We start from the raw sequence: 13492 nt of genomic DNA on the forward strand, positions 1-13492 counted from the left end.
TAAACCTGTGGGAGCTGGCTTGCCAGCGATGGGGCCGTTTCAGGCTCTACATGATCAAGAAACAGCCGGCTGACTGTGCGGAAACAACAGATCCACAAAGCGCTCCGCCGTCGGCTGCGGCTCGTGATTGGCCAGTCCGGCGCGTTCGTTGGCTTCGATAAACACGTACTCCGGCTGATCCGCTGCCGGCACCATCAAGTCGAGGCCGACCATTGGAATATCCAGCGCCCGCGCTGCACGAACGGCGGCATCGACCAGAGTCGGGTGCAGAATCGCCGTGACGTCTTCCAGCGTGCCGCCGGTGTGCAGATTGGCGGCGCGGCGCACAAACAGGTGTTCGCCTGCCGGCAAGACAGTGCTGTAGTCATAACCGGCCGCATGCAGAGTGCGTTGGGTTTCGTGATCCAGCGGGATCTTGCTCTCGCCCCCAGTCGCGGCTTGCCGGCGTCGACTCTGCGCCTCGATCAGCGCACCGATCGAATGATGGCCGTCACCGACCACCTCGGCGGGACGACGAATCGCTGCCGCCACCACTTCAAAACCGATCACCAGAATCCGCAGGTCGAGGCCTTCGTGGAAGCTTTCGAGCAGTACGCGGCTGTCAAAACGCTTGGCGGCTTCGATGGCCTGCTGCACCTCTTCGATGCTCTGCAAATCCACCGCCACGCCCTGGCCTTGTTCACCGTCGAGCGGCTTGACCACCACCCGCTGATGCTCATCGAGAAACGCCAGATTGTCGTCGGCGTTGCCTGCCAATTGCTGCGAGGGCAGCTTCAGTCCGGCGCCTTTCAACACTTTGTGGGTCAGGCTTTTGTCCTGGCACAGACTCATGCTGATCGCGCTGGTCAAGTCGCTCAGCGATTCGCGGCAACGCACGCGACGCCCGCCATGGCTGAGGGTGAACAGCCCGGCTTCGGCATCATCCACCTGCACGTCGATGCCGCGCCGATGCGCTTCCTCGACGATGATCCGCGCATAAGGGTTGAAATTGGCTTCCGGCCCGGGCCCGAGGAACAGCGTCTGATTGATGCCGTTCTTGCGCTTGATGGCGAAGGTCGAGAGGTTGCGAAAGCCGAGTTTGGCGTACAGGTTCTTGGCCTGACGGTTGTCATGCAGTACCGACAGATCCAGATAGCTGAGGCCGCGACTCATGAAGTGTTCGATCAAGTGCCGCACCAGCACTTCGCCGACGCCGGGCCGCGAACATTGCGGATCCACCGCCAGGCACCACAGGCTGCTGCCGTGTTCCGGATCGTTGAAGGCTTTCTGGTGATTGAGGCCCATGACGCTGCCGATTACCGCGCCGCTGTCTTCATCTTCGGCGAGCCAGTACACCGGGCCGCCCTGATGATGCGGAGTCAGGCGCGTGGCATCGATCGGCAGCATGCCGCGTGCCTGATACAGCAGATTGATTGCTTGCCAGTCGGCTTCGCTTTGTACCCGGCGAATGCGGAAGCCGCGAAATACCCGGGTGGCCTGACGGTAATCGCTGAACCACAGGCGCAGAGTATCGGACGGATCGAGAAACAGTTGCGTCGGTTCCAGCCCGAGAATCTGCTGCGGCGCGGCAACGTACAGGGCGATATCGCGTTCGCCGGGCTGCTCGTTGAGCAGTTCTTGCGCCAGCGTCGCCGGGTCAGGGAAAGTGTGGCCGATCAGCAGCCGGCCCCAACCGCAATGCACGGCGATGGGGTCGGCGCCGAGCTCGCTGCCGTCTTCGGCCAGACGCGCCTGCAAGCGTTCATACGACGGTGTCTGGCCGCGTATCAGGCGCTGATTGATCGCTGTGGCGTGAGGTTTCATCAATCAGATTCCTTGTTCACTGAGCCACAGGTTCAGGGCCGCCAGTTGCCACAGTTTCGAGCCGCGCAAAGGCGTCAGTTGGCCTTGCGGATCCGTCAGCAGTTTGTCGAGCATGGCCGGGTTGAACAGGCCGCGATCCTGGCTCGGATCCAGCAGCAGTTCACGCACCCAGTTCAGGGTGTCGCCTTGCAAATGCTTGAGGCCCGGCACTGGGAAGTAACCTTTCTTGCGGTCGATCACTTCGCTTGGAATCACCAGACGCGCCGCTTCTTTGAGCACTTGTTTACCACCGTCCGGCAGCTTGAACTGACCGGGAATCCTTGCGGAGAGCTCAACCAGTCGATAATCGAGAAACGGCGTGCGCGCTTCCAGACCCCAAGCCATGGTCATGTTGTCGACGCGTTTGACCGGGTCGTCCACCAGCATCACCGTGCTGTCCAGACGCAGCGCTTTATCGACCGCGGCCTCGGCGCCAGGTTGGGCGAAGTGTTCCTTCACGAAGTCGCCGGCTGCGTCGTTGGCGGTCAGCCATTTCGGCTGCACGGTGGCGGCGTAGTCGTCGTAGCTGCGGTCGAAGAACGCCGCGCGATAGGCCGCGTAGGGATCGGCCGCACCGTCGACCTGCGGGTACCAGTGATAACCGGCGAACAGTTCGTCGGCGCCCTGGCCGCTCTGCACCACTTTGCAGTGCTTGGCCACTTCGCGCGACAGCAGATAGAAGGCGATGCAGTCGTGGCTGACCATCGGCTCGCTCATCGCGCGGAACGCCGCGGGCAGTTGCTCGATGATCTCTTTTTCGTCGATGCGCAATTGATGGTGCTGCGTGCCGTAGTGTCTGGCGATCAGGTCGGAATACTGGAATTCGTCACCGCGCTCGCCGCCAGCGTCCTGGAAGCCGATGGAAAAGGTCGACAGGTTCTCCACGCCGACTTCACGCAACAGGCCGACAAGCATGCTCGAATCGACACCGCCGGACAGCAGCACGCCGACATCCACTGCCGCCCGTTGACGAATCGCTACCGCTTCGCGGGTGCTGTCGAGCACGCGGTCGCGCCAGTCTTCGAGGGTCAGGTTTTTCTCGTCGTCGTGCGGGCCGTAGGGCAGGGTCCACCAGGTTTTCTGTTCGGTGCGGCCATCGGCTTCGACGCGCATCCAGGTCGCTGGCGGCAGCTTTTCGATGCCCGCGAGCAAAGTGCGTGGAGCCGGCACCACCGCATGGAAATTCAGGTAGTGATTGAGCGCCACCGGATCGAGGATCGGGTTGATGTCGCCGCCCTTGAGCAGCGCCGGCAGGGCCGAGGCGAAGCGCAAACGCTGGCCGGTGCGCGACAGGTACAAAGGCTTCACGCCGAGGCGGTCACGAGCGATGAACAGGCGCTGGGCATCGCGCTCCCAGATGGCGAAGGCGAACATGCCGTTGAGTTTTGGCAGCAGCGCTTCGCCCCAGGCGTGGTAGCCCTTGAGCAGCACTTCGGTGTCGCCACCGGAATAGAAGGCATAGCCGAGCGCTTCGAGTTCGGCACGCAGTTCCGGGAAGTTGTAGATCGCGCCGTTGAAGGCCAGCGACAGGCCCAATTGGCTGTCGATCATCGGCTGAGCCGAGCCGTCCGACAGGTCCATGATTTTCAGGCGACGATGGCCGAGGGCAATCGGCCCTTGGGCATGGAAGCCCCACGCGTCGGGGCCGCGAGGGGCCAGGTGATGGGTGATTCGCTCTACCGCTGCAAGGTCTGCAGGTTGATGATCAAAACGTAACTCGCCAGCTAATCCGCACATGTACCGTAAACCCTTTGTATTTCGGCGCTCATGTAGCTACTGGTGATTTTCCCGTACCGTTTTTGTACCACTTTCCAATCGATCCAGCTTCTCAAGCTCAGCCCAGTCACTAGGCGAGCTGATCCACTTTGCATAGGTGGAGAGCAGTACCTGAACGCTGTGTCCGAGTTGCGCAGCGATGAATGCTGGATTCATCCCCGACATCAAACACATCGTTGCGTACGTGTGGCGCGTGTCATACATCCTGCGATGCCGAATACCTAACTTTCGCAGCGCGCTCAGCCAGTAGCGTTTTGGGCCAGTCTCGGATCGAATGAACAGTTCGGATTTATCACCCGATCCCTCCGGCGCGAACACATAATCCGAACGCGCCGCAGTAAGTGGCCTGGCTTTTTCGAGCGCCTTCATTGCGCGATCGTTCAATAAAACTTCTCGCGAAGTCTTCGTCTTAGTCCTTTCCTGAATCTTTCCGTAGATGCGAATCCGGCAAACACGGGCCGTCTTCTTTCTCATATCAACTTCTTCCCAGCGCAGCGCCATGGCTTCTCCCGGGCGCATCCCGGTGTAGAACGAGAACTCAAAAAAGATCGCGTAAATCTCCTGCAAACCACTCGTCAGTTCGTACAGCTTGGCGATCATTAGATCCGCCTCTGGGCGGGTGAAAGGATCGAGCTCACGCTTCGTCACCCGTGTTGGCGGAATCGAGCCGGCCGGGTTACGGGTGATCAACTCGTCGCGCACGGCCTGGGTGAAGATTGTGGTCACCAACCGAATGGCGTTCTTCCGGCGAACCGGTGACGTCCATTCGATGTTATTGACGACCTTTCGCATGAGCACCGGTGTGATCATGTCCAGCGGCTTGTCGGCAAGGTAGGTCACCCAGTAGTTCTGGAGTGTTGAGCGATAGTTTTTGCGCGTGCTTTCGACGATCTGGAGGCTGTCGAGCCAGTCTTGGGCGTAGTCGAAGAAGATCGGCATACCCTGAACCTCAACGCTGCGAGTGCCCGGGAACAGCTCGGCGTACTTCTGCGGTGTCAGCGCGCCGAGCTTGTCCAGTTGCTTTACCTGAGCACGAAGGCTTGCCGCTGCAGCGATTCCTTTCGCGGTTTGAGGGAAGGGGAGCGTTTCGCAGCACCGCTTCTTGTTCCAGGAGAAACGAATTCGGATTGATGGACCGACAAACTCAACCCCTGTTGGCAAGTCCACAGACTTTCGATCCATTCGTCATACCTCCGTTTGCTGTACATGATCCGGCCGTCGATCTTCGACCAGACGCCTTGCGGGATGATTTTCCGCTCTCTCTTGCGCGCCAGCGCTTTCACTGTGGTGCCCACCAGCTCCGCCATCCGCTTCTCGGTCACCTTGTCGTGACCATCCTCTTCGGGCAATTTTTCAGCAGCCCCCATCAGTCACCTCCTACGTGTCGCGACACGATTTCTTGATCGGCGTTTTGTGTCGCGTTACGGCCATGCGTCATGCGAGCTGGAAATGCCACACCATCCCATTTGCTCGTCGTCGAGGCCCCGCGAACGAACCTCCTTAGGTGAAAGGAGCCAGTGTGGTGGCGCTTAACGCCATCATCAGTGGTCTCCCTAAGGCTTCGGAATGCTGGCCTGAATGCGCTGGTATATTTCCTCACGATGTACTTCAACTTCCGCTGGCGCATCTATGCCCAAGCGCACTTGCTGACCGGTGGCGCCAAGCACGGTGACGCTGATGTTGTCATCAATGCGGATGGTTTCTCCTGGCTTACGGGTGAGTATTAGCATTGGCATTTCTCCTTTTTCGGGACGAGCGAATCTCGACCGCGTTGTTGGCTTTCGCAAAAAATCGTCTTGGAATGGGTCAGACTTGGCTGATCACCGGACTGCGCCCGCGCTCAGGCACACGCCGCTGATCACGCGACGAGTACGCCACCTGTGGAGTTTTGTTTGTGATGGTGGTTTGGATCTGGGTATGCGGGAAATGGAATTGCTATAGAAATCAGTCCGCGGCGTATAGCTTCAGCAACCAATGCTGGACGTCTATAAACACCAAGCTTATGCATTGCTGATTCAACGCGACCTTTGATTGCTCGAGGAGTGAGACCGTACTTACGGGCAATTTCCTTATCAGTGTGACCCGCAGCTACCGATAGCAGGCAGAACAGCTCGCGCTCAGCAAGGCCATGACCAAGGAGGCCGCGCCATAAACCGCAAGTGACAAATTCCATAATGTGAGGCTCCATGTCTCGTAGAGGATGGAGTAATAGTGCTGGCGGGATTTGTTTAAGTCAATCCTTGCGGGATTATTTTTTACAAGCCGTCCATTTTTGCATCAACGACGCGACCGATTACTAGCCACTCTTCACCGATTTCTACCGGCTTATAGGAGGGGTTCAGGGGTATAAGGTAAAAAGTCCCTGCCTCCTTCACGAACTGCCTAAAGGTCTTTTCGCCGCCTTTATTTTCCGCGATGTAGTACTTGCCGCTAATCAAATCGAAGCCTTGCGGCTTGATCAAGATGCGGGTTCCGACTGGAAAGCTAGGACTTCCACTGTGGCTCATGGAAGATCCTTCCACGGTGAGCCAGTAGCCATTCTCGCCGGCTTCCTCTGTCGACGGTAGGTACTCCACCCCTTGCTGCATCCTTTTATTTCTTAGCGGATGCACCTGGTTGTCGGTTTCCGTCCAAGGTATCAGCGGGTACTTCTTTGCCTTTATCCAGCGCTGGGCTGCCGGGTCCAAAGTTGATTCATCGCGCTCTCCCTGATGTATGTCCGCAAGCGATTCGCCTGAGATCGACCGAGTCATCATCGCGATATGTTTTGCGATGCGAGGGGAAAAACTCTCCACAGGCACGCCAAGAAGCCGCGACACCTGTACCGCGAAAGGGGTGTTTATAAGATTTCTGCCATTGAGGTAATGGCTGAATGACCCTTGGTTCATCCCTAGCGCAGCGGCGGCTTTTTCTTGCGTCAAGCCGAGCGCTTTACGCTTTTCCACAAAAATGGCCTTAAGCGCAGCACATTCCTCTTTGCCTACAGGGGGAAGCTCTTTTTTCTTCATGATTTGACCATATGTCCGGCGGCATTAAAATTCAAATGCCGCAAGCATTGACTTTAAAAAATCCCGCCAGCACTATTTAAATAGAACCGAATTTTGGAGTTACTCCGGTGCAACGAATTCCCCTCGCTGAATACGCAGCAAAGCGCCATGCCGGGACGGCCGAGAAGCTTGGGATGAGTCAGGGCTCTTTGAGCAAGGCTATCCGTGAAGGGCGGTCCATCTTCGTAATAGTGTCAGACGACGGCAAGCTTTCCGCTCTCGAAGAAAAACCATTTCCTGGGCAGCGTCGTCGCAGCCTGGCCAACCGGTACACAAATAATAATCCCGCAGGCTCTGATTCGTCATGTTCAGAAGTCCCTGTCGTTCCATCCAGTACAGGGAAAGGGAAATGAAAAATCCCGCATGTGAAAGCTTCAACTATCCCGCGCATGCGCGGGAATTTGAGCTTTTAATGCGTCTTTCTCGCCAAACTGTGCGTTGTTCTAGCCAAATTATCCAATCTCTAAATTTTCTTTCCTTATCGGGGGCGACCACGCAGCACTACACAGAAAAGGACAGAAAATTTCAGAGATATCACATGGTTTCGCAAATGCAAGCGCTCAGAAACTCGGCTCTCTCGAGACCCTCGGTGTGTGGGTACCTTATGAATGGGCACTTTTCCGATGAAAAAGGAAGGCCCTCGCCAGGGCCTGTTCAGGCACTTCCAATGGTTTGCTTTTGCCTGCCCAATGAAAAGGACCATCCGCAGGAAACTGTTAAAGAGAAATTCTTTGAAAATTCCGTGCATGAGCGGGCTTTCTGAAAATGCGACCAATTCATACAGCAGTGCGACAGATTGGTGTGTTCTAAAAATTTTAATCGCTATAGCGCCCCTCGGCCTTCGCACTGATAGGTGTGAGTTGCAATTTTTGGAGATGTGATATGCGCGCCCGAGCAACTAATCCACCAGCCCGTCCTGGGTAGGTAGCAGCCCCTCTCAGGGGAGGGGGTTGCATTAATTTTGTGCCGTGGATGATGGGGAAACCTAAACGCCAGGCACAAAAAAGCCCGCTGTTGGAGGCGGGCTTCTTTAACCAGCACTTGATTGGACAAGTGCCTCAGTACTTCTTCGTCTGTTGGAGGACGAATTCATGCACCCAAAAAATAGCACCAACCTCTTTGCATCGCAAGAGCTAGTAACAGCCCTTGTCGGATTCTGCAACACGCCGATTGATAACCGGGGAATCCAACTGCTTCAGGTCGCGTCTGGTACGAACGCTGAGGATGCACTCCAAACCGCAAAAGTTCTGTCGTCTGGCTTGGGGCAGATCTGCAGCCACATGCACGACAGTCTGAACATGGGCGAAATGGTCTATTGCGACGGCATGGCGGCTCTGGGGTTTCTGGCGGAGACGGTCAGCGCGCTGGTCTGGTCCGTTCAAAAGGGTGCCGCATCAGAAGGAGAACTCGCGCAATGAAGACTCCAATCCTTACGCTCGAGCATGAGCATTGTGTTAGCGGCAATCATGCTGTTCTGGCAGCCGTTGGCGGGGTTCCGGTAGTTGATTCGCTCGACGCAGCGAGCAGCTATTTAGAGTCGGTTTGCTCCGGCCTGCGCTCGCTCATGAACGTCTCCGAGTGCACACACGAAGCGACTTTGGTCTATTTGGCAGCAGATGCTGCGCTTGCACTGGTCTACGCCTCGCACGCCGGCATCGAGGCCGCGCAGGTCCAAGGTGGTGAAGCATGACCGAGCTCAAGCAAATTGCCGAGAATGCACTCGAGAACCTTGAACCCGCCATGCGCTCATTGGAGCAGCTTGAGGCGCCTCTCTATGCCGTCTCTGCCGACGAAAGCCTCAGTCCTCCCGTCAGAAACCTGATTGATTGGGGGGGAAACGCTGCCTGTGATGCCGCGAACCTCGCCAGCTGCCATTGCGGGGAAACCGTCAAAGACCTGAACGATTGCGCACCACCAACTGCACGCTCAGAAAACGTGGCGCGGGAAACGGGAGGTATTCAATGAACCTGACCCCCTTCAATTTTAGCGGCGCCGAGATCCGCGTAATTACCGATGACCAGGGTGAGCCATGGTTTGTCGCCAAGGATGTCGCCGATCTGCTCGAGTATGCCGATACCGATAAGGCAGTCCGCACTCACTGCAAAGCCTCAAAAACCTACCCCGTCGAAACGGCGGGTCAGGTCCGACATGTAAAGGTCATTCCAGAACGTGACCTTTACCGACTGGTGATGCGCTCGCAGATGCCAGCGGCTGAGGCCTTCGAAGAGTGGGTGGTGGGCGATGTGCTGCCGAGCATCCGCAAGACCGGTGGTTACCAACGAAAACTGAGCCCGGCCGAGCAACTGCTCGCCAACGCCCAGCTGCTGGTGGACATGGAGCGCCGCCAAGATCAGACCGAGCAGGTCGTGGCGGGTATCGAAAACCGTGTGGCCCAGGTCGAGCAGGTCCGTTACCTCGACTCAAGGCCGGCCGGTTTTGAATCGATGACCACGATCCGCGAGCGCATCAATCTGCGCCACGGCCTTCCGCATTGGGTGATCAACGCCGTGATGCGCGATGTCCCCGGCGCGCCGCTTCCGTTCGCCATGGTTCGCAGCCCGCACGCCGATGACGGCGCCCAGCCTTACCCGATCTGGCCAACGGCCGATATCACCCGCCGCTTCGACCGGTTCGCAGCCGAATGCACCTTCGAGACTGCCGAGCGAGCGACCCATCCCGACATTCAGCAAGGCCGGTTCAAGCTGCGCCGGAGGAAATCCGCATGACTGAGAAAACAGCGAATCCGACCACGGAGCCTACCGTGATCGACGAGGCGTACATGGAGCGGTTCACTAACGACCAGCTCGCATACAAGGCGTGGTGCGGTGCAGATCTGGTGCAGGAGATCCTTTTCGACGAAGAGGGCATCGAGAACTGCATGCAGGACGCCAAATATGAGGTGGCACACGCCGCTATGGCGCTCCGCGTCCTGGTTCGCCGACTGACGGGCATGAACCCAGACGATCTCCGGAAAGCCGTTCAGCAAAGGCAGCTTGAAGTTTTGGTGCTGGAACCTGAAACGCCTCAACTGCCAGCTTGGGAGACAGTGCAATGAGCCGTCTCCCGCACATCTCGTCCGCCGAGCGAGGTCCGGCCTCGGTGATCGCCGGGCCTTGGCCGACCTACAGCCAGTTCAAGAGCCTGCCAGAGCGTGATCGCTGGGTTCTATATGGATCGGCCAAGGCGTATCGCGTGGCCCTGGAGAATCAGGGGTTGGTAATGGCTGAGGGGTACGAGGCCTTCATCCGTCGCGTCTGCGCCGAGCTGGAGATCTGACCATGAGCATGAATTTGATGGTCAAGGCTTTGGAAACCAAGGTTGGAAACCCATTGCGCAAGCTGGTGTTGATCAAGTTGGCCGACAACGCCAGCGATACCGGAGAGTGCTGGCCGTCCTACCAGCACATCGCTGACCAGTGCGAGATCGACCGGAGCACGGTGCGCAAGCACATCAAGCAGCTTGAGGCCCAGGGACTGCTACGTATCGAGAACCGGGAAGGCCCGAAAGGCAACTCAACGAATCTGTATTTCCTGAACCTTTGGGCTGTAGGCCAAAAAAGCACCCCTGTAGGCCCAGAAAGCACAGGTGTAGGCCCACAGCCTACAGGGGGTGTAGGCCCAGAAAGCACCAGAACCAGTCACTCTTCTGAACCAGTCAGTGAACCTAAATCTATGGGCACTGACTCGATGGAAGGATTTGATCAGTTTTGGAAACTGTACCCGAAGAAGAAGTCTCGCAAGGACGCCGCCAAGGCTTGGGCGAAGCTGAAACCGAACGATGAGCTACGCCAGACCCTGATCACCGCTTTGGGCAGTCACTGCGCTTCTGAAGGCTGGGCGAAAGATGGTGGGCGGTACATCCCGAACGCTGCGACCTGGCTCAACGGTGAGCGCTGGCATGACGAACTCGCGCCGGCGACCTGGAAAACTTCGACGTTCACCAACTTGCCGCAACACGAACCAAACGCTTATCCGGAGGTGCCGCATGGCCAAACCAATTTCTAATTTCTGCCGCGTGCCGGATGTTCGTTTCTTCGAGGCCCAATGCCCAGTACACGGCACGGTCGACGGCGCCGAAGTCGAGCAGTTCGATGGCTCGTATCTGGTGCGCACCTGCCGGCGGTGCCAGTGGGAGGCGATGCACACCGCCGACACACGCAGCGAGGCTCACACTCAGGCGTTGGCCCGCCGCAAGGCTACGGCGCTGAACGAGCTGCTGATCGGCTCGGGCATCACTCCGCGCTTCGCCGATTGCACCCTGGACAACTTCACCACTGGCGCGGTGCTGGAAAAGGTTCGCGCCTTGACGACCTGCCAGTCCTACGTCGATCAGTTCGAGGAGAACTACCGCGCCGGGCGCTCGCTGATCCTGTCCGGCAATATCGGTACCGGGAAAACTCACTTGGCCAGCGGCATCGTCCAGCAGGTGATCCGGAAGTTCGGCGCGGTGGCGCACATCGTCTCTGCGGCGGAAATCATCCGCATCGCCAAAGGCGCGATGGTGCGCGGCGCCGAATACACCGAGCGCGACGTGATCAACGAACTGGCCGGGGTGGACCTGCTGGTGATCGACGAAATCGGCGCACAGAAGGGCAGCGAGTACGAGCTGGGCCTGCTGCACGAAGTCATTGATCGCCGGTACCAGCTGGTGCGCCCGACCGTGGTGGTGTCGAACCTGCCAGCCAGCACTTTGGGCCAGGTCATCGGCGATCGCGCGCTCGATCGGCTGCGCCAGAACGGCGGCCAGGCCGTCGGCTTCAGCTGGTCTTCGATGAGGGCTACCGCATGAGCGAGTATCGCGAATTGTTCAGCGATGAGGCTGAACACGCACTGCTGGGGGCGATGCTGCTGGATGGTGAGCTGTTCGACGCCATCACCAGCCAGGTCTCGGCGGCGGACTTCCATGATCCAGAGAATGCTGCACTGTTCCAGACGATGGTTGGCTGTCATGCGGCCGGCAGTCCGGTTGACCCGGTGACACTCCATGACTTTGCCGAGTACCTGCCGAGCGGCACACGCACGATGGCCTACGCCGGCGAGCTGGCGCGCAATACGCCAAGCACCGCCAACTGGAAGGCCTATGCCAAGGTGGTGACAGAGCGCGCTGTGCTGCGCCGTCTGGTGGAAGCTGCCGACACGGTGCGCGAGCTGGCCACCGAGAATCGGCCGGTCGCCGAGATCATCGCCAGCGCTCAGCAGGCGATGGCCGATCTGCGTGATCTGGATACCGGCGAGCCGGACTACAAGCGCATGGACGAGGTGGTGACCCGCAACATCGACATCATCGACTCCAAGTTCAATGGCACCCTTCAATCTGGCCTATCGACCGGCCTGGTGGATCTGGACAAGCTGATCCGCGGACTGCGGAAAAAGACCGTCACCATCGTGGCCGGCCTGCCGGGTAGCGGTAAAACCACGCTTGGCCTGCAGATCGCCCAGCACGTCGCGTGCAGCGGTGCCGGCGTTGGCATGGTGTTCTCGTTGGAGATGCCGGAGGAGGAGCTGGGCAATCGTGCGCTAGCGTCCATCGGCGGTATCGACCTGCGCAAACTCGATGACGGGCAACTGCAGGACGATGACTGGCCGCGGCTGACCTCGGCCGTGAGCAAGATCCTCGATGTACCGCTGTTCGTGTGCGACAAGTCCGGTCTGACGGTGGCGCGCATTCGCAGCATCGCCCGCCAGGTGCAGCGCGCTCATGGTCTCGACGTGGTGGTCATCGACTACATCGGCCTGATTGGTTCCGATGGCAAGGCGTTCAACCGCACTTCGGAGCTGGGCAAGATCTCGACCGGCATTGTGAACATCGCCAAGGAGCTGGAGGTGCCTGTGATCCTGCTGGCGCAACTGAACCGCAACTCGACGAACCGCCCGGGCAAAAAGCCGATTGCCTCCGACCTGCGCGATTCTGGCCAGATCGAAGCGGACGCCCACTGCATCATCCTCGTTCATCGCGACAACGACTCGGAGGAGGGCCAGAACGGCGTCACCGAGCTGATCATGCCCAAGTGCAGGCACGCGCCGGTCGGTTCTTGCCACGTCCAGCAGCAGGGCCAGTACGCCCGATTCGTCAACTTCGCCGGCAACCGCGAGCCGAGTAACGAGGAGGTCGAAATGGGCCGCTCGTTTGCCAGTCAGTACAAGGGGAAAGCCCGATGAGTAACGTAACGGCGGCACTGCCGCGCAAAAGCTTGACTAAGGTCGAGTGCCAGTTCCTGAAGCAGGGCAATCGTCTGCTGCTGGAAAAGACCAATGGCCGGATCGGATCTGCGGCGTTCATGGACATCATTGCCGACTGGCATGCGTCCCGCGCCAACCTGGGTTTCGAGGCATTCGCTCGACTCTGGATCACTGAAGGCAACGCAAAAAACAAGATCGCTGACAAGCTGCTGCGGGAGTTGTTCGGCATGGATGAGCCAAACCCGAGGAAAGCGGCATGAATACAAGAAAACCATCAAGACTGCCGCTGGGCGATACCGAGTACATGCTCGAGCAGTGGGGTCTCTGGCGAATGGATGGCATGGGCGTGCCGAGCTATGTGTCGCCATCCTGGGCGATCATGAGAGATATGGTTCCATCGACAAGTAAGTCCTACGTCATTACTGACGAGCTGGCCACAGTCGTGGATGGTGCCGTCGCCAGGCTCTGTAAGCGCGCGCCCGAGATGGGTGATTTCGTTTGGCTGTATTACGGGGCCAAGTGGCCAGCCAAGCGCATCGGCAACAAGTACGACATGAGCGAGGCCAAGGCCAGAGAGATCATCAAGACGGGCGTTGGGTGGATTGACTGCTCGCTTGAGCGATTCATCGAAGCCGCGTAAAGAAAAAG

The 13492-nt window shown here is 58.5% G+C and carries 19 protein-coding genes and 1 pseudogene; 13 read left to right on the plus strand and 7 right to left on the minus strand.

The features are described 5' to 3' along the window. Positions 1-54 precede the first annotated feature (54 nt). The 7 genes from ngg to KVQ82_RS09235 form a co-directional block, all read right to left on the minus strand. Positions 55-1803, minus strand: a complete 1749-nt coding sequence (gene ngg / locus KVQ82_RS09210) for an N-acetylglutaminylglutamine synthetase (RefSeq protein WP_222018663.1) — start codon at positions 1801-1803, stop codon at positions 55-57. A gap of 3 nt (positions 1804-1806) precedes the next feature. After that, positions 1807-3579, minus strand: a complete 1773-nt coding sequence (locus tag KVQ82_RS09215) for an N-acetylglutaminylglutamine amidotransferase (protein ID WP_047295591.1) — start codon at positions 3577-3579, stop codon at positions 1807-1809. 36 nt (positions 3580-3615) lie between these two features. Then, complete coding sequence (locus tag KVQ82_RS09220) at positions 3616-4746, minus strand: site-specific integrase (RefSeq protein ID WP_260688114.1); 1131 nt, start codon at positions 4744-4746, stop codon at positions 3616-3618. Beyond that, entirely contained in the window at positions 4641-4985 is a 345-nt protein-coding gene (locus KVQ82_RS31520; protein WP_260688063.1) for a hypothetical protein, read from the minus strand. Before KVQ82_RS31520 ends, KVQ82_RS09220 begins: the two co-directional genes overlap by 106 nt. Before the next feature lie 186 nt (positions 4986-5171). Then, positions 5172-5348 (minus strand): carbon storage regulator CsrA, encoded by a 177-nt coding sequence (csrA, locus tag KVQ82_RS09225; RefSeq protein WP_222018665.1) that lies wholly within the window; start codon positions 5346-5348, stop codon positions 5172-5174. A gap of 128 nt (positions 5349-5476) precedes the next feature. Beyond that, positions 5477-5791, minus strand: a complete 315-nt coding sequence (locus tag KVQ82_RS09230) for a LuxR C-terminal-related transcriptional regulator (RefSeq protein ID WP_222018666.1) — start codon at positions 5789-5791, stop codon at positions 5477-5479. 82 nt (positions 5792-5873) lie between these two features. Continuing rightward, positions 5874-6626 (minus strand): LexA family transcriptional regulator, encoded by a 753-nt coding sequence (locus KVQ82_RS09235; protein ID WP_222018667.1) that lies wholly within the window; start codon positions 6624-6626, stop codon positions 5874-5876. Between the two features lie 107 nt (positions 6627-6733). Between KVQ82_RS09235 and KVQ82_RS09240 the strand changes: the two genes are divergently transcribed. The 13 genes and pseudogenes from KVQ82_RS09240 (at position 6734) to KVQ82_RS09300 (ending at position 13484) form a co-directional block, all read left to right on the plus strand. After that, entirely contained in the window at positions 6734-7018 is a 285-nt protein-coding gene (locus KVQ82_RS09240) for a Cro/Cl family transcriptional regulator (protein ID WP_222018668.1), read from the plus strand. After that, positions 7015-7428: a hypothetical protein gene (locus KVQ82_RS09245; RefSeq protein ID WP_222018669.1), complete on the plus strand. Its 414-nt coding sequence runs from the start codon at positions 7015-7017 to the stop codon at positions 7426-7428. The genes KVQ82_RS09240 and KVQ82_RS09245 overlap by 4 nt, the downstream gene beginning before the upstream one ends. Positions 7429-7756: 328 nt before the next feature. Next, entirely contained in the window at positions 7757-8083 is a 327-nt protein-coding gene (locus tag KVQ82_RS09250; protein ID WP_222018670.1) for a hypothetical protein, read from the plus strand. Continuing rightward, on the plus strand, positions 8080-8355 hold the full coding sequence (locus KVQ82_RS09255) for a hypothetical protein (RefSeq protein ID WP_222018671.1): 276 nt from the start codon (positions 8080-8082) through the stop codon (positions 8353-8355). The genes KVQ82_RS09250 and KVQ82_RS09255 overlap by 4 nt, the downstream gene beginning before the upstream one ends. Further along, a complete protein-coding gene (locus KVQ82_RS09260) occupies positions 8352-8630 on the plus strand; it encodes a hypothetical protein (RefSeq protein ID WP_222018672.1) in 279 nt (92 codons plus the stop codon). Before KVQ82_RS09255 ends, KVQ82_RS09260 begins: the two co-directional genes overlap by 4 nt. A 41-nt stretch (positions 8631-8671) precedes the next feature. Then, a pseudogene (locus tag KVQ82_RS09265) lies at positions 8672-9391 on the plus strand (Bro-N domain-containing protein). Further along, positions 9388-9720 carry a hypothetical protein gene (locus KVQ82_RS09270; protein ID WP_222018674.1) on the plus strand — a complete coding sequence of 111 codons (333 nt, stop codon included), beginning with the start codon at positions 9388-9390 and terminating at the stop codon, positions 9718-9720. The pseudogene KVQ82_RS09265 and the gene KVQ82_RS09270 overlap by 4 nt, the downstream one beginning before the upstream one ends. Further along, a complete protein-coding gene (locus KVQ82_RS09275; protein WP_222018675.1) occupies positions 9717-9941 on the plus strand; it encodes a hypothetical protein in 225 nt (74 codons plus the stop codon). Before KVQ82_RS09270 ends, KVQ82_RS09275 begins: the two co-directional genes overlap by 4 nt. Positions 9942-9943: 2 nt before the next feature. Next, positions 9944-10669: a helix-turn-helix domain-containing protein gene (locus tag KVQ82_RS09280; RefSeq protein ID WP_222018676.1), complete on the plus strand. Its 726-nt coding sequence runs from the start codon at positions 9944-9946 to the stop codon at positions 10667-10669. Beyond that, positions 10650-11453, plus strand: a complete 804-nt coding sequence (locus KVQ82_RS09285; protein ID WP_222018677.1) for an ATP-binding protein — start codon at positions 10650-10652, stop codon at positions 11451-11453. The genes KVQ82_RS09280 and KVQ82_RS09285 overlap by 20 nt, the downstream gene beginning before the upstream one ends. Further along, positions 11450-12823, plus strand: coding sequence for a replicative DNA helicase (locus KVQ82_RS09290; protein WP_222018678.1), 1374 nt, complete (start codon positions 11450-11452; stop codon positions 12821-12823). The genes KVQ82_RS09285 and KVQ82_RS09290 overlap by 4 nt, the downstream gene beginning before the upstream one ends. Beyond that, a complete protein-coding gene (locus tag KVQ82_RS09295; RefSeq protein WP_222018679.1) occupies positions 12820-13104 on the plus strand; it encodes a hypothetical protein in 285 nt (94 codons plus the stop codon). The genes KVQ82_RS09290 and KVQ82_RS09295 overlap by 4 nt, the downstream gene beginning before the upstream one ends. Then, on the plus strand, positions 13101-13484 hold the full coding sequence (locus KVQ82_RS09300) for an antiterminator Q family protein (protein ID WP_222018680.1): 384 nt from the start codon (positions 13101-13103) through the stop codon (positions 13482-13484). The genes KVQ82_RS09295 and KVQ82_RS09300 overlap by 4 nt, the downstream gene beginning before the upstream one ends. The last annotated feature ends 8 nt before the right edge of the window (positions 13485-13492 follow it).

This window comes from Pseudomonas sp. AO-1, from assembly GCF_019775695.1.
Lineage (GTDB): Bacteria > Pseudomonadota > Gammaproteobacteria > Pseudomonadales > Pseudomonadaceae > Aquipseudomonas > Aquipseudomonas parakoreensis.

Excerpts from the sequence above, each read along its gene's own strand:
- KVQ82_RS09295 (WP_222018679.1), top strand. The coding sequence starts at position 12,820 with ATGAGTAACGTAACGGCGGCACTGCCGCGCAAAAGCTTGACTAAGGTC.
- KVQ82_RS09215 (WP_047295591.1), bottom strand. The coding sequence starts at position 3,579 with ATGTGCGGATTAGCTGGCGAGTTACGTTTTGATCATCAACCTGCAGAC.
- KVQ82_RS09275 (WP_222018675.1), top strand. The coding sequence starts at position 9,717 with ATGAGCCGTCTCCCGCACATCTCGTCCGCCGAGCGAGGTCCGGCCTCG.
- KVQ82_RS09270 (WP_222018674.1), top strand. The coding sequence starts at position 9,388 with ATGACTGAGAAAACAGCGAATCCGACCACGGAGCCTACCGTGATCGAC.
- KVQ82_RS09280 (WP_222018676.1), top strand. The coding sequence starts at position 9,944 with ATGAGCATGAATTTGATGGTCAAGGCTTTGGAAACCAAGGTTGGAAAC.
- csrA (WP_222018665.1), bottom strand. The coding sequence starts at position 5,348 with ATGCTAATACTCACCCGTAAGCCAGGAGAAACCATCCGCATTGATGAC.
- KVQ82_RS09230 (WP_222018666.1), bottom strand. The coding sequence starts at position 5,791 with ATGGAATTTGTCACTTGCGGTTTATGGCGCGGCCTCCTTGGTCATGGC.
- KVQ82_RS31520 (WP_260688063.1), bottom strand. The coding sequence starts at position 4,985 with ATGGGGGCTGCTGAAAAATTGCCCGAAGAGGATGGTCACGACAAGGTG.
- KVQ82_RS09300 (WP_222018680.1), top strand. The coding sequence starts at position 13,101 with ATGAATACAAGAAAACCATCAAGACTGCCGCTGGGCGATACCGAGTAC.
- KVQ82_RS09235 (WP_222018667.1), bottom strand. The coding sequence starts at position 6,626 with ATGAAGAAAAAAGAGCTTCCCCCTGTAGGCAAAGAGGAATGTGCTGCG.
- KVQ82_RS09255 (WP_222018671.1), top strand. The coding sequence starts at position 8,080 with ATGAAGACTCCAATCCTTACGCTCGAGCATGAGCATTGTGTTAGCGGC.
- ngg (WP_222018663.1), bottom strand. The coding sequence starts at position 1,803 with ATGAAACCTCACGCCACAGCGATCAATCAGCGCCTGATACGCGGCCAG.
- KVQ82_RS09250 (WP_222018670.1), top strand. The coding sequence starts at position 7,757 with ATGCACCCAAAAAATAGCACCAACCTCTTTGCATCGCAAGAGCTAGTA.
- KVQ82_RS09285 (WP_222018677.1), top strand. The coding sequence starts at position 10,650 with ATGGCCAAACCAATTTCTAATTTCTGCCGCGTGCCGGATGTTCGTTTC.
- KVQ82_RS09260 (WP_222018672.1), top strand. The coding sequence starts at position 8,352 with ATGACCGAGCTCAAGCAAATTGCCGAGAATGCACTCGAGAACCTTGAA.
- KVQ82_RS09245 (WP_222018669.1), top strand. The coding sequence starts at position 7,015 with ATGAAAAATCCCGCATGTGAAAGCTTCAACTATCCCGCGCATGCGCGG.
- KVQ82_RS09290 (WP_222018678.1), top strand. The coding sequence starts at position 11,450 with ATGAGCGAGTATCGCGAATTGTTCAGCGATGAGGCTGAACACGCACTG.